Here is a 14179-nt window from a genome sequence, read left to right on the forward strand (position 1 = left end):
CATGCTCTCCCCTCTTCCCGTGCGCGACGGCGTCGGCGCCACGCGCCTGCACGTCCCGATGAGCGGCGAATGGCCGACCGTCGGCGCCTACATGATCGAGCGCTTCTTCCACCTCGACCCCGAAGGCCTGCTCAGCCGCTTCGACCGCGGAGAGATCGTCGCCCGCGATGGCAGCCCCCTCACGCGGGATACGCCCCTGGGCGTAGAGGAGTTCATCTGGTACTACCGTGATCCTCCCGTCGAGTCGCGGTTGCCCGTCGAGATCGAGGTCATCCATCAGGACGACGACCTGGTCGTCATCGACAAGCCGCATTTCCTGCCGACCATCCCCGGCGGCAAGTTCCTGCAGAACTCCGCCCTGATCCGGCTGCGCAACCTGCTCGGCAACGACGAGCTCGCGCCGATTCATCGCCTCGACCGGGCGACCGCAGGGGTTCTCATGTTCTCGGCGCGACCGGCCACCAGAGGGCCGTACCAGCTGCTCTTCGAGACCCGGCAGGTGCAGAAGGTCTACGAGGCGGTGTCGGCTCGCCCGGCCGACTGGGACGCGTCGAGATTCCCCCTCGTGTACCGCAACCACATCGTGAAGCTCCGCAACGAACTGAAGGTGCAGGTCGACGACGAGCGGGAGCCGAACGCCGAGACGCTGATCGAGGTGATCGACGCCGACGAGCGCGTCGTGCACACGCTGCTGCGCCCGCACAGCGGCAAGATGCATCAGCTGCGGGTGCACCTCGCAGCTCTCGGACTCGGCATCCTGAACGATCCGTTCTATCCCGAGCTCCGCGGCGAGAAGCCCGACGACTTCGATCACCCCATGCAGCTGCTCGCGCGCGAGTTGCACTTCGTCGATCCGCTGAGCGGCGCGCCGCGGGTCTTCACCACGACGCGCACGCTGCAGGAAGCGCCGGTCAGCGACGCATGATCTTGCGCGCGAGACGCGTGCCGAGCATCTGCACGAGGTGCACGAACACCACGATCAGCACGATCGCCGCCCACATGACGAGCGGTTCGAACTGGCGGAATCCGTAGATCTGCGCGAAAGCACCGAGGCCGCCGCCGCCGATGAGTCCGGCCATCGCCGTCATGTCGATCAGCGCCACGACGATGAACGTGTAGCCGAGGATGAGCGGGCCGAGAGACTCGGGGATCGCCACCGTGAGGAGGATGCGCCAGGGTCCGGCGCCCATCGCGCGCGCCGCCTCGATCACGCCGGGCGAGACCGACACCAGGTGCTGCTCGACGATGCGGCCGATCGCGAACGCTGCGGCCAGACCGATGATGAAAGCGCCGGCAGTGGTTCCGATTCCGGTGCCGACGACTGCGCGTGCGAACGGCTGGGCGACGGCCATGAAGATCACGAACGGGATCGGTCGGAAGAAGTTCACCGCGAGGTTGGCGACGACAGCCACCGCGCGGTTCTGAGCGAGCCCGCCTGGCCGCGTGACGTAGAGGATGACACCGATCGCGAGACCGAGGATGCCGCCGAGCACGAGTGCGAACGACGTCATGTACAGGGTCTCGAGCGCGGCCTCCCAGAATTCCGGCCACAGTTCGTTCAGACGATCCATCAGCGTGCCTCCTCTCCGGCGATCTCGGTCACTTCGACGCGCTGCGCGACATCGGCGAGCGTGTGGTCGATCACCGCGTCGTCACCGCGGATCGCGAGCGTGAGGTGGCCGAAGGCTCGCCCCCGGATGTCGTTGATGCCGCCGTAGACGAGTTCGAAGTCGAGTCCGGCGCCGGCGAGGTCGAGGAAGACCTGCGCCTGAGACGAGTCGCCGTCGCGGAACGAGAAGGTGACGAGGCGTCCCTGGTGCCGGTCGCTCAGCACGGCGCGCTCCGACGGCGAGGGCACGCCCTTCACGACCGTGCCGACGAACCTCTGCGATGCCGGGTTCTGGGGTGCGGAGAAGACGTCGAACACGTCGCCCTGCTCGATCACCCGACCGTTCTCCATCACTGCCACCTTGGTGGCGATGGTCTGGATGACGTCCATCTCGTGCGTGATGACCACGATCGTGACGCCCTGCTCCCGGTTGACGCGCTTGAGCAGATCGAGCACCTCGTGCGTGGTCTGCGGGTCGAGGGCGCTGGTCGCCTCGTCGGCGAGGAGGATCGCCGGACCGGTGGCGAGAGCGCGGGCGATGCCGACGCGCTGCTTCTGGCCCCCGGACAGCTGCTCGGGGTAGGCCTTGGCCTTGTCGGCCAGGCCGACGAAGCTCAGCAGCTCTGTGACCCGCTTCTCGATGTCGGGCTTCGACCAGCCCGCGAGTTTGAGGGGGTAGGCGATGTTCGCCTTCACGCTGCGCGAGGCGAAGAGATTGAACTGCTGGAAGATCATGCCGATGCCGCCGCGGACCTTGCGCAGCTCGCTCTCCTTGAGAGCCGTGATGTCGACGCCGTCGACGGTGATCGTTCCGCTCGTCGCCGGCTCGAGGGCGTTGATCAACCGCACGAGCGTCGACTTGCCGGCGCCGGAGTATCCGATGATCCCGAAGACATCGCCCTTCTCGATCGAGAGGGACACGTCGTCCACGGCCACGATCTCGGACTCGTCACGGGTGCGGGATGGATAGGTCTTCGAGACATTCGTCAGGGTGACGATCGGCATGTGGTGCTCCGGTCTGCTTCGGGAACGAAGAATCGGGTGACGCACGAAGCGCCACCCGATTCTCCCTCATCGGACGGGGGTGTCGTTCACCCCCGTCGTCCTACTTGTTGGCCTCGGTGTCTTCCTGGACCTTCTCGAGCGAGGCGACCAGGTCTTCGACCGGGGTCTGCAGCGGCACCGCGGTGTCACCCGACGACTCGAGCAGACCGGCCTGCACGTCCTCGTTCGTCTGGAAGATCTCGACCAGCTTCGCGTACGTCTCGTTGTCAGCATCCTCGGCGCGAGCCGCGAAGATGTTCACGTACGGCAGCGCGTTCGGGTCCTCGGGGTCGTCCTGCGCGATGGCCTCTTCGAAGGTGAGTCCGGCGTCTTCCACGAAGTCGTTGTTGATGATCGCCGCGGCGACATCCGGCAGCGAGGTGGGGATCAGTGCGGCCTCGAGCGCGGTGACCTCGACCTTGGACTTCTCGGTGTCGACGTCAGCGAGATCCGAGAAGATCGTGCCTCCGCTCTTGAGCTCGATGAGTCCGGCCGACTGCAGCACGAGCAGCGCGCGGGCCTGGTTCGACGCGTCGTCCGGAACGGCGACGGTCTCGCCCTTGGGAATGTCGTCGACATCGTCGTACTTCTGCGAGTACAGGCCGAGCGGGTAGATCGCGGTCGAGCCGACCGGGGTCAGGTCGGAACCCGAGGCGCTGTTGTACTCGGCGAGGTACACGATGTGCTGGAACTGGTTGAGGTCGATCTCGCCCTCGGTGAGCGCGGGGTTCGGCTGCTCGTACGAGCCGAAGTCGACGAGCTCGACCGTGATGCCCTCTTCAGCGGCTGCCTCGACGAAGGGAGCCCACTGCGCGTCTCCCTTTCCGACGACACCGATCTTGACGGTCTCGTCTCCACCGTCGCCGGAACCGGCCTCGGAGGATGCCGTCGCGCAGCCTGCGAGTGCGACGAAGAGCGGGACCGCGGCGAGCGCGGCGATGACGGATGTGGTCCGACGGGATGCTGTGATGGACATGAGTGTTCGGGTTCCTCTCTTGGGGGACTCGAATACGTTAGGCAGGGCGACACGGTGCGCGACAATCGAGCGTCACAGAGCGTCACAGCTGTCAGTCGTAGTCCTCGATGCCCTGCAGCCTCACCTGTTCGAGGTCGAGTCTGGCCGAGATGCGACGGAACACGAGGTCGTCGACCGTGCGGTCTCGGCGCAGCCCGAGCAGCACCTCTCGCTTGCGGTCGAGGAGGGCGAGCTTGAGGCGCGTGTGCTCCTCGTGGCGCAGCAGCGGCGACCGCTGCATGACGTCGACGTCGACCGAGGTCGCGAGCATCTGCAAGGTCCTGCCCTCGCCGTCGGTGCCGTCTTCGTCATCGACGATGCGCGTCGGGTCCGGCATCCGCACCGCCGTCTGCGCGGCATCCGCTTCGTCGTCCTCCCCTGCCTCGGGCATCGAGCTGCCGCTTCCGAGCGGATCGGGCTCGTCGAGCATCACGTCGAGCGCCTGCGCCTCGGCGTCGACGATGGCCTGCTCGCGCGCCAGTGCGCGTGCGTTCGAGAACTCGAGCATCTGATAGCCCTCGGCGCGCACCCTGTCGCGGATCTCCTGCCCGACACCGTGCTCGACCGCGAGATCGTCGAGGGCAGCGAGCGCCGCACCCGAGATCGTCCGTTCGGCCAGCTCGTACTCCTCGTCTTCGGCGTGGTCGACGGGGAAGCGGGCCCAGCGGACGATGGCGGGCAGCAGCGGCCCCTGCACCAGCAGGCTGAGCAGGATGACCCCGGCGGTCACGAAGACGATCTCGTCGCGCCCGGCGATCTCGCCCTCGGTCGCGCTGGAGACGGGCACGGACAGCGCGATCGCGAGCGACACCGCGCCTCTCATGCCTGCGACGGTCGAGACCGCCATCGACCGCGCCCGTGCACCGCGCGACGGACGCGCAGGGTTGCGTCGCTGGAACAGGGAGTTCATCACCTGGAAGAGATAGCGCACGACCAGCAGCGTCATCCACACCGCCAGCGTGATCAGCACCAGGCGGCCGATCGCCGCCGCTGAGATCTCATGCGCGACGAACTGCACCTCGAGACCGATGAGCACGAAGAGCGCGCCGTTGAGCAGGAAGACCCCGAAGGGCCAGGCTGCGGCCACCTGACGGCGGGACGAGGCTGTCGTCACACGGGGCGACACGTAGGCGACGATGAGCCCCGCGACCACGACGGCGAGGACGCCGGAAGCATGCACGATCTCTGCGAGCAGGAACGACGAGAACGGGATCAGCAGAAGCGTGACGTTGATCACGATCGTCGACGAGGTGCGCCGCAGCAGCAGGTACGCGAGCGCGGCGATGACCACGCCGGCGGCGATGCCTCCGACATACGAGATGAGCACCGACATCGTCACCGACAGCGGCGTCACGTTGCCGCCGAGGGCCAGCGAGATCGCGATCGCGTAGAGCACCAGGGCGGTGCCGTCGTTCGTCAGGCTCTCGGCCTTGAGCTTCATGAACATGCGCGTCGGCAGCAGGCGTCCGAGGGCGGCGACGGCCGTGGCGTCGGGTGGAGCGACGGCCGCGCCGAGGATGAGGGCGGTCTCCCACGGCATCCCGAACAGCAGTCCGACGCCGGCGACGGCGAAGGCGGATGCCACGACGAGCAGCGTGCTCATCGGCAGGATGTAACGGAAGTCGCGGCGGATCGAGCGCAGCGAGGTGGTCAGGCTCTCCCAGAACAGCATCACCGGGAGGAACAGCAGCAGCACGGTCTCGGGCGGCAGCTGGATCTCGCGCAGCTGAGGCACGAAGCCGAGCAGCAGACCCAGGATGACGAGCACGAGCGGCAGTGCGAGCCGCACGCGCGGCGCCAGCAACGTGCCCACGAGGATCGTGAGTCCGATCAGGACCGTGACCTCGAGTCCTTCCATCTGAACCTCCCGGGAACCGCAGGATCAAGCTGTGCGATCCCGGATGGCATCGAACCCCGCCCAGAGCACAGCGCATCGCAGTGCCACCGTATTCCCGCTACGGCTGAATGGCGAGACGCTGCGTCAGTCGAGCTCTTCCGTCAGCTCGAACCAGCGGAGTTCGAGCTGCTCGATCTCGGCCTGCTGATCGCTGATCGCCTTCATCTTGTCGCCGAGACCCGCGAAGTCCGACTGGTCGTGTTCCGCCAGCGCGGTCTTCGCCCTGTCGACCTGCTGAGTGAGCTTCTGGATGCGGCGCTCTAGCGACGAGACCTCCTTCTGCGCTGAGCGCAGGGCGGCACCGTCGAGGCTGGAGGCCTTCTTCTCGGTGTTGACGGCGGTCTGCGACTTGCCGGGCGCCGAGGTCTGCAGCTGCCGCAGTCGCAGGTACTCGTCGACACCTCCGGGCAGGTGCCGCAGGTGGCCGTCGAGGATCGCGAACTGCTGGTCGGTGACGCGCTCGAGGAAGTACCGGTCGTGGCTGACCACGAGCAGGGTTCCCGACCACGAGTCGAGGAGGTCCTCGATGGCCGCGAGCATGTCGGTGTCGAGATCGTTGGTCGGCTCGTCGAGGATCAGCACGTTGGGCTGGTCGAGGAGCACGAGCAGCAGCTGCAGTCGACGCTGCTGGCCGCCCGAGAGATCCTTCACGGGCGTGGAGAGCTGGGCCGAATCGAAGCCGAGTCGCTCGAGCAGCTGGCCCGGCGTGAGCTCCTGGGCCTTCGAGCCGGAGCCCATCGTGTACGAGGTGCGCAGCCGCGAGATCACGACACGCACCGGCTCGCGCCGAACGTCTTCGAGCTCGTCGAGGCGCTGGGTGAGCGTCTTGACCTTCACGGTCGTGCCGCGCTTCACACGGCCCACGGTCGGCTCGACGGTGCCCGAGATGAGGCCGAGAAGCGTCGACTTGCCGGCGCCGTTGACGCCGAGAATGCCGGTGCGCTCCCCCGGCGCGATGCGCCACTCGACGTCGCGCAGCACCTCTCGCGTGCCACCGTCGACGGTCGGATAGGTCACGCCCACGTCGAGGAGGTCGACGACGTCCTTTCCGAGGCGCGATACCGCGAGCGACTGCAGCGAGATCTTGTCGCGGATCTCCGGCACGTCGGCGATGAGTTCGTTGGCGGCGTCGATGCGGAACTTCGGCTTCGCGGTGCGAGCGGGCGCGCCTCGGCGCAGCCAGGCGAGCTCCTTCTTGGCGAGGTTCTGGCGCTTGGCCTCGGTCGCGGCCGACATCCGGTCGCGTTCGACGCGCTGCAGGATGTATGCCGCGTAGCCGCCCTCGAAGGGCTCGACGATGCGGTCGTGCACCTCCCACGTCTCGGTCGAGATCTCGTCGAGGAACCACCGGTCGTGGGTGACGACCATGAGGGCTCCCGAGTTCGGGCTCCATCGCTTCTTGAGGTGTCCGGCCAGCCAGGTGATGGCTTCGACGTCGAGATGGTTGGTGGGCTCATCGAGCGCGATGACGTCCCAGTCGCCCGTCAGCAGCTTGGCGAGCGAGACGCGACGGCGCTGGCCACCGCTGAGGGAGCCGATCTCGGCGTCCCACGGCAGATCCTTCAGCAGCCCCTCGATCACATCGCGGATGCGGGGGTCGCCCGCCCACTCGTACTCGGGGGTGTCGCCGACGACCGCCGCGCTGATGGTCAGGTCGTCGCTGAGGGTGTCGGCCTGGTCGAGAACGCCGATCGTCGTGCCGCCACGCACCGTCACGCGTCCGGAGTTCGGCTCCTTGATGCCCGCCAGCATGCCGAGCAGACTCGACTTGCCGTCGCCGTTGCGGCCGACGATGCCGATGCGGTCACCTTCTTCGATGCCGAGGGTCACGGAGTCGAAGACGACCCTCGTCGGATATTCGAGGTGAAGGGCTTCTGCCCCGAGAAGATGTGCCATATCACTCCCCAGGGTAGTCGGGCACGCTGGGTGGGCCGGTCAGCTGAGCGCTGCGGCGACAACGGGAGCGTGGCGCGACTCCATCTCGGCATCCCAGACGCCCAGGAGCTCGAAGGTCGCGATGCGGAACACGAGGGCGCGGATGATGCACTGACGGCCTTCTGCTCTCTCGTCTGCAAGCCTGAGCATCTCGGTCGGATCGAGTCCATGCCAGCATGCTGCGTCGGCCAGCACGATCGCGTCGGCGAATCCGACCGGACGCCAGTACGGAGCCCAGTCGATGATCGCCGGGGGCTGCCCCGGTGCGAACATCACGTTGCCGAGGAGGTCGCCGTGGATGATCTGGGCAGGTGCGTCGACCGGGTGGAAGGCTGTGGCGAGGTGCTGGAGCGTGCGGACCGGCGGAAGATCCTCTTCTTCCCACGCGATCCTGTCCGACCGCGCCCACGGGTCGTCTGCGGCGTCGAGGAAGTCAGGTCGGTCGAGGTCCGCGACAGCACGATGGAATGCGGCGGCGGTGGCGAGCACATCGGTCACACGGGTCTCATCGGTCCGACCGGGCAGCCATCGCCAGGCCTCCCAGCCGTCGATCGTCCACGCTCCGGAAGCCGACGGGATCGGGCGCGATGTGCGGAACTCGGTCGAGCGTGGAAGATGCGCGAGGACGTTCGCCTTCCACAGCGTCTCGCCGTCTCCGGCCGAGGGGCGCAGCACGGTGTCGGCCGCACGCCAGGTCAGACCGCGTCCGCCGGGGAGGTTGCGGAGTTCCTCGTGGTGCGTGGCGGAGACTCCGAACTCCGCGAGCACCGCATTCGATGGTCGCGCCGCGGTCGTCATGATCCGAGGCTATGGCAGCGTGCGTGACGCCGGTGGCCCGAAGAGTTCGGGGAGGGATGCGGTGAACTCGTCGAAATGGCTGTACCAGATGGTGTGCGCGGCCCCGGGGATGCTGCGGACATCGGCGCCGTTCGCCGCGAATCTGCGGGCGTCGTCGTCGCTGACCCACGAGCTCGGTTCAGCCTTGACGACGATCGAACCGGCGTCGGGGAGCCAGGAGTGATCGGTGTCGCAGGAGATGGATGCTGTCGTGGCCGGGTCGAAGAGTGCGGCGGCGCGGGCCTCCACCTCGGCATCCTGCACGGAGTAGAAGGGGCGTGATGCGAGCAGATCCTCCGGAGTCAGGCGCGCTCCACGGTCGCGCGCGTACTGCGCTGTGAGAGTCGCGCGGTCGTGTCCTCCGGTCAGGGCGAGCGCCGCGTCGACGTACACAGTGACGTCGGGCTGCAGCATCTCGGCGGCCGCGGCGAGGACTGTCGCCCCGTAGGAATGGCCGACGGCTGCGAGCGGACGCCCTGGTCCGAGGCGCCGGACCGTCTCGACCACGGACGCCGCCGCCTGCTCGATCGTGAGCTGCGGGTCGCGTTCCGACAGGCCGTGACCGGGGAGGTCGAGCGCGATGACGCGGTGGCCGTTGGCTGTGAGCGGCGGGATCAGGCGCCACCAGCTGTCGGACGACCCCATCATGCCGTGGAGCAGGAGCACAGTGCTCGGGCCGGTCCCGGCGTCGATCGCGTGGAGAAGCATGCCGCCAGTGTCGCATGCTTTCGTTACCTTTCCGTGATCATGTCAGGATCGGAATGTCTCGTATCTATCTTCGAATGTCGGTGGTCCCTGATCTACTTATGGCATGACAGCACTGCTCGACGCGACGGACACGCAGATGGCGACACTCGCCGATCTCGTCGACGCGCTGCAGGTCGCGGAGGCGACGCTGAGCAGCATGAGCGCCGCACGCGACGAGCTGCTGGCTATCGCCGCGCGGCTGGCGATCGACATCGCCAAGCAAGGTGATCACCCTGATCGCGGAGACCACTCTCTTCGCACCGTGGCTGCCGAGATCGCTGCAGTGCAGCACGTCAGCGACCGCACGATCGAGCGGCGGATGGCGGCCGCGGAGCTGCTGGTCGATCATTTTCCCGACGTATGGGCCGCTCAGGGGGCGGGGCGGATCAGCCCGGCGCACTCCCGGGTGATCGTCGACGCGGGGTCGGGCATCGAGTCGCCCAGCGATCGCGAGAACTACTCCGCGGTCATCCTCCCGATCGCCGAGGCAGAGTCGCCCAACCGTCTGCGCGCGTTGGCCCGGCGGGTCGCCGAGCGGTTCGCTCCGACGACAGTGTCGGAGCGCCACCGGCGAGCCAGGTCTCAGCGACGCGTATGGGTGACGGATGGCGAAGACGGGATGGCGGCGCTGCACACGCACGCGCCCGCTGCGCTCGTCCACGGAATGTTCGACCGTCTCTCGCAGATGGCGCATGCACTGCGCAACGAGAACCTTCGCGCGAAGCGACAGGCAGCTCGCGACGGCAGCGAGTTCGAGGCGGATGACCGAACGGTCGATGAGATCCGTGCCGACCTGCTCGCCGATCTCGTGCTCAGCGGACAGCCGACCGGTCACGACAGCGAAGACGGGCTGCTCGGTGCCATCAGTGCGCGGATCGAGATCACCGTTCCGGTGACGACCCTGATGCATGACGATGCGGACGAGGCGTCGGATGCCGATGCGGCGCCGCCCGCCGAGCTCGATGGGCGTGCCCCGATCGATGTCGACACCGCACGCACCATGGCCGGTCAGACGAAGGGGTGGGATCGGGTGCTGACGCATCCGATCAGCGGTCGAGTGCTCGCGGTCGACCGATATCGACCGAGTCGCCACCTCCGCAGGCATCTGCGTGCACGGGACCAACGATGTCGCTTCCCCACCTGCGGGATTGCTGCGCGCAAATGCGATCTCGACCACAATCACTCGGCCTCGACCGGTGGCGCGACCTGCGAGACGAACCTCGCGTCCTTCTGTCGCCGACATCATGTTCTGAAGCACCACTCCCCCTGGCACGTCGAACAGAAACCCGGCGGGGTCATGGAGTGGACGAGCCCCACGGGCCGAACCTACGTCGACACTCCTCCTGCACCGAACACGGTGACCTTCACCGTGGCAGAGGATGCTGCACGCGCGCCGTTCTGAGCGAGGCGCTGGTCGCCGCCTGGTGCTGTGGATAACTGCGGCGGCACCGACCGCACTTTGACTACGGTGGCGCGGTGACCCCTCCTCGCTCGCGCCCCTCGCCCGCTCCCAGACCGATGACGACGCGCACAAGAAGTGTGGCTGTCGTGTTGGTAGCGATCGCTCTCGGCCAGCTGCTCGGGTGCGCACCAGGGCCGGCACCGGTGCCCACCCCGACGCCTGCATTCGCCAGCGAGGAAGAGGCGTTCGCGGCGGCGGAAGAGGTGTACCGGGCGTATTTTGACGCCCTAAGCGCTCGGGCACGTGGTGATTCTGAGCCTGACCCGCAGGAGTTTCTTACGTCTCTCGCACTTGAAAGTGACATCGAGGCTCAGAGGTCACTACGTGAATGGGGGCTACGGGCCAGCGGGGAGGCGAAGATCCTGTCTTTCCGCGGGACAGAGGCAAGTGTTGGCGAGCCGACCGCGAAAGTCGAAGGGATGGTGTGCATCGACGTATCTGAGTTTCGAGTCGTTGACGCGGGCGGCATCGACGTCACGCCTCCTGACCGAGGCGACGTTGTTGCGCAGCTCGTGGAATTCTCCGGAGACGGCGATAACCTGCTGATCGCTCACGAGGATTCCGCAGATGGGGAGACATGCTAACCAGGACCGCAACGGCCTTGATGGCCGTCGCACTAGTGCTGGCCATGCCAAACGCTGCCACTCGGGCTAGTTCCGGCTGCACCACAGCCTCGCAGATGATGGGCCTCTGCGGCTCCACTGACGGCTCGTCTCTCACCATCACCGGCACGCAGCAGCAGCAGGGCACCAACCCGAACACGGACACACGCCGAAGCAACGGAGGCCCGAGCGGCCCATCCGGGCCCGGCGCACCGTCGGGACCGAGCCAGGAGGCGATCGATCTCGCGGCGTGCATGGATGACTCGGGCACCACGCGATGTGCGCCCCGTCTGAACCGGCCCGCTGCGCCGGCGACGAGCCCGCCGGCGACGGGCGCCCCGACGATCGTCATCTCCGACCTCGCGCGGTTCGCCCCGGCATCCGTCCTCGCCACCGCCGAACCCGGCAACGTCGGAATCGCCGGGATGCCGACCAACTTCACCGCTGCTGCGACACCGCAGGTCCAAGATGGCGAGCTGTTCGGCGTGCCGCTGCGCGTGCGGTTCGTCCCGGCCGGATACGACTACACGTACGGCGACGGCAGCTCCGCGACAGTGACGACACCGGGGCAGACCTGGGAGGCGCTCGGTCAGGCGCAGTTCACGCCGACCCCGACCAGCCACGTCTACCGCGAACCCGGCGTGTACCCAGCCCGGGTCGACATCCGATACACCGCGCAGGTGGACCTCGGCGGCGGGTGGATCGACGTTCCCGGGCAGCTCACGACCAGCGGCGCCACGCAGGAGATCCGCATCCTCGAGGCCCGCACCGCGCTCGTCGCCCACACCTGCGACGAGAACCCGGCCGGCGTCGGCTGCTGAAGATTCGCCTACGGCGCTCTGCTTCTCGAGAGGCAGCCGCCGACCGATCCCCACCGGCCTAAACTAGGCAGGTGCCATGGAGTCGCCGGGTGTTCTCGCTCTCACTAGCCAACCGCAAGGCAAAGCTGGTGCAGTCGAGAAGGCGACCCGGTCGCTTCGAGCTCAGCGTGGATGGAGTTGCGCAGTCCGTCGTCTCGATCACCGAGCCCACCGCCCTCGAGTACAGCTACACCCAACACATCGCCCGCGCAATGGATGCCGCCGCCGAGCCTGATGCGCCGCTGTTCACCGTGCATCTGGGGGCCGGAGCACTCACGCTGGCACGCTACGTCCAGGCGACGCGCGCCGGATCACCTCAGCTGGTGGTGGAGTTCGAACCCGCGCTCTACGCCGCCGTCATCGACGCGCTGCCATTGCCTCCCGGGTCTGACATACGAGTCATCCTCGGTGACGCTCGGACGGTCGCGGACGCCGCTCTTCCGAACGAGAAGACATCGCCGGTGCAGTCATCTCCGTCCCCCGGACTTGACGACGCAGCGAGTTATCGCACCGCAATCGACACCGATTGGGTGGAGGCGCGCTTCACCGTCGTCGATCTCTGGGATGCCGCCGTCATCCGGCATCGTGTGGCCAGCCAGGAGTTCTATCGCCGGGTCGCCGCGCGCTCCGCAGCAGCGGGCGTGGTCGCCGTGAACCTGCTCGACGGGCATCCGTTCGAATACTCACGACGACAGGCCGCGACCCTGAGCACCGTGTTCGATCACGTCGCTGTCGTGCTCGACGCAGAGCCGGAAGATGCGGAAGGGCCACTCGGCAATGTCGTCATCTTCGCGAGCGATGAGCCGCTGGACAAGGTGACCGCCGCCGCTTTGCTCGACACACCGCGACCTCATCTCCTCCGCGATGGCCATCTGACGTCGTGGATCGCTGAAGCGCGCATCATGACAGATGCCGACGGCACAGACTCTCCCGATCCCGACGACCCCCTCTGGGGCTAGCTGTAGCGCACAAAGAGCCGCCCGGACCCGAAGGTCCGGACGGCTCTTCTGCTGTGAGAGCGGAATCGATTACTGGTACGACTGCACGATCTCGAGGAGGCTCGGCACGTTGGCGTACGCCTCAGCGGCGTTCTCCTTCGTGACGATGATCGGGTCGAGCAGGTAGGCCGGAACGATCTTCGCGCCGTTGTCGTACGACTCTTCGTCGTTGACATCGACGGTCTCGCCCGCCTGCAGCTGGCCGACCATCTTGATCGACTGCTCGACGAGCAGCGCGGTGTCCTTGTTGATCGTGGAGTACTGGATGCCCTCCATGATCGACTTCACCGACTCGACCTCGGAGTCCTGACCCGTGACGACCGGAACCGGCTTGCCGGCCTGCTGCACCGACGTGATGATGGCGCGAGCAAGGGTGTCGTTCGGCGACAGCACGCCGTCGACCACGGTGTCACCGCTGTACGACGAGGTGAGCAGCGTGTCCATGCGGTTCTGCGCGTTCTCCGGAAGCCATCCCTCGGTCGCGGTCTGCGCGATCTCGGTCTGACCCGACACGACGACCAGGTTGCCGTTGTCGATCTCCGGCTGGAGCACGTCCATGGCGCCGTCGAAGAACACCTTCGAGTTGGCGTCATCCGGCGAGCCCGAGAAGAGCTCGACGTTGTACGGAGCCTCGTGGCCCGCACGCTCGGCGAGACCGTCGAGCAGAGCCTGCCCCTGCAGCTGGCCGACCTTGAAGTTGTCGAACGCGACGTAGTAGTCGACTGCCTCGGTGTTCTCGATCAGACGGTCGTACGCGATCACGTACGCGCCTGCGTCCTTGGCGGCCTGCACCTGGGTGGCGAGCTGCTTGCCATCCTTGGCGCCGATGATGATGACCTTGGCACCGTTGGTGACCATGGCCTGGATCTGGTTCTGCTGCTCGGCGACCGTGTTGCTCGCCGGGGCGTACTGCACGTCGGCCTTGAAGCCGGCCTCTTCGAGGCCGTCCGTGAAGAGCTGGCCCGCGAGCACCCAGTTCTCACTGGTCTTGTCGGGAAGCGCGACACCGATCGGGGAGCCTGCTTCGAAGCCTGCTTCGGCCTCTTCGCCGGATCCCGTGTCGGTTCCGCCGCCGCGCTCACCGGAGCAACCCGTGAGTGCGAAGGCAGCCGTCGCGACGAGCGCTGTCGCTGTGACGATGATCTTCTTCATGTGATCTCTTTCTGTGTGATG

At 67.1% G+C, this 14179-nt stretch carries 13 protein-coding genes; 5 read left to right on the forward strand and 8 right to left on the reverse strand.

All coding sequences use genetic code 11. From position 1 onward, the window contains the following. Position 1: 1 nt before the first annotated feature. Entirely contained in the window at positions 2 to 925 is a 924-nt protein-coding gene (locus tag FIV50_RS11785) for a pseudouridine synthase (RefSeq protein ID WP_219846292.1), read from the forward strand. On the opposite strand, the gene FIV50_RS11790 is transcribed toward FIV50_RS11785, so the two are convergent. From FIV50_RS11790 to FIV50_RS11820, 7 genes are all read right to left on the reverse strand, one after another. Next, positions 912 to 1571: a methionine ABC transporter permease gene (locus FIV50_RS11790; RefSeq protein WP_140037593.1), complete on the reverse strand. Its 660-nt coding sequence runs from the start codon at positions 1569 to 1571 to the stop codon at positions 912 to 914. The two genes, FIV50_RS11785 and FIV50_RS11790, sit on opposite strands and share 14 nt — an antisense overlap. Next, a complete protein-coding gene (locus FIV50_RS11795; protein ID WP_140037594.1) occupies positions 1571 to 2614 on the reverse strand; it encodes a methionine ABC transporter ATP-binding protein in 1044 nt (347 codons plus the stop codon). The genes FIV50_RS11790 and FIV50_RS11795 overlap by 1 nt, the downstream gene beginning before the upstream one ends. A 100-nt stretch (positions 2615 to 2714) precedes the next feature. Then, the gene (locus FIV50_RS11800) at positions 2715 to 3629 is read right to left on the reverse strand and encodes a MetQ/NlpA family ABC transporter substrate-binding protein (RefSeq protein WP_140037595.1); all 915 of its coding nucleotides are present in this window, start codon (positions 3627 to 3629) and stop codon (positions 2715 to 2717) included. A 91-nt stretch (positions 3630 to 3720) separates the two neighbouring features. Then, positions 3721 to 5526, reverse strand: a complete 1806-nt coding sequence (locus FIV50_RS11805; RefSeq protein WP_140037596.1) for a Na+/H+ antiporter — start codon at positions 5524 to 5526, stop codon at positions 3721 to 3723. A 123-nt stretch (positions 5527 to 5649) separates the two neighbouring features. After that, positions 5650 to 7461: an ABC-F family ATP-binding cassette domain-containing protein gene (locus FIV50_RS11810; RefSeq protein WP_140037597.1), complete on the reverse strand. Its 1812-nt coding sequence runs from the start codon at positions 7459 to 7461 to the stop codon at positions 5650 to 5652. Positions 7462 to 7500: 39 nt separating this feature from the next. Continuing rightward, a complete protein-coding gene (locus FIV50_RS11815) occupies positions 7501 to 8298 on the reverse strand; it encodes a hypothetical protein (RefSeq protein WP_140037598.1) in 798 nt (265 codons plus the stop codon). A gap of 9 nt (positions 8299 to 8307) precedes the next feature. Then, positions 8308 to 9045, reverse strand: a complete 738-nt coding sequence (locus FIV50_RS11820) for an alpha/beta fold hydrolase (protein ID WP_140037599.1) — start codon at positions 9043 to 9045, stop codon at positions 8308 to 8310. A gap of 103 nt (positions 9046 to 9148) precedes the next feature. Here FIV50_RS11820 and FIV50_RS11825 point away from each other — a divergent pair, with 103 nt between their 5' ends. From FIV50_RS11825 to FIV50_RS11840, 4 genes are all read left to right on the forward strand, one after another. Then, entirely contained in the window at positions 9149 to 10486 is a 1338-nt protein-coding gene (locus tag FIV50_RS11825) for an HNH endonuclease signature motif containing protein (RefSeq protein WP_140037600.1), read from the forward strand. Positions 10487 to 10689: 203 nt separating this feature from the next. Beyond that, positions 10690 to 11130: a hypothetical protein gene (locus tag FIV50_RS11830; protein ID WP_181164214.1), complete on the forward strand. Its 441-nt coding sequence runs from the start codon at positions 10690 to 10692 to the stop codon at positions 11128 to 11130. Positions 11131 to 11225: 95 nt separating this feature from the next. Continuing rightward, complete coding sequence (locus FIV50_RS11835; RefSeq protein WP_140037602.1) at positions 11226 to 11969, forward strand: hypothetical protein; 744 nt, start codon at positions 11226 to 11228, stop codon at positions 11967 to 11969. A 71-nt stretch (positions 11970 to 12040) separates the two neighbouring features. Continuing rightward, on the forward strand, positions 12041 to 12967 hold the full coding sequence (locus FIV50_RS11840; protein WP_140037603.1) for a hypothetical protein: 927 nt from the start codon (positions 12041 to 12043) through the stop codon (positions 12965 to 12967). Between the two features lie 69 nt (positions 12968 to 13036). On the opposite strand, the gene FIV50_RS11845 is transcribed toward FIV50_RS11840, so the two are convergent. Further along, entirely contained in the window at positions 13037 to 14158 is a 1122-nt protein-coding gene (locus FIV50_RS11845) for a substrate-binding domain-containing protein (RefSeq protein WP_140037604.1), read from the reverse strand. Positions 14159 to 14179: the final 21 nt, after the last annotated feature.

This window comes from Microbacterium foliorum, from assembly GCF_006385575.1.
Classification (GTDB): domain Bacteria; phylum Actinomycetota; class Actinomycetes; order Actinomycetales; family Microbacteriaceae; genus Microbacterium; species Microbacterium foliorum_B.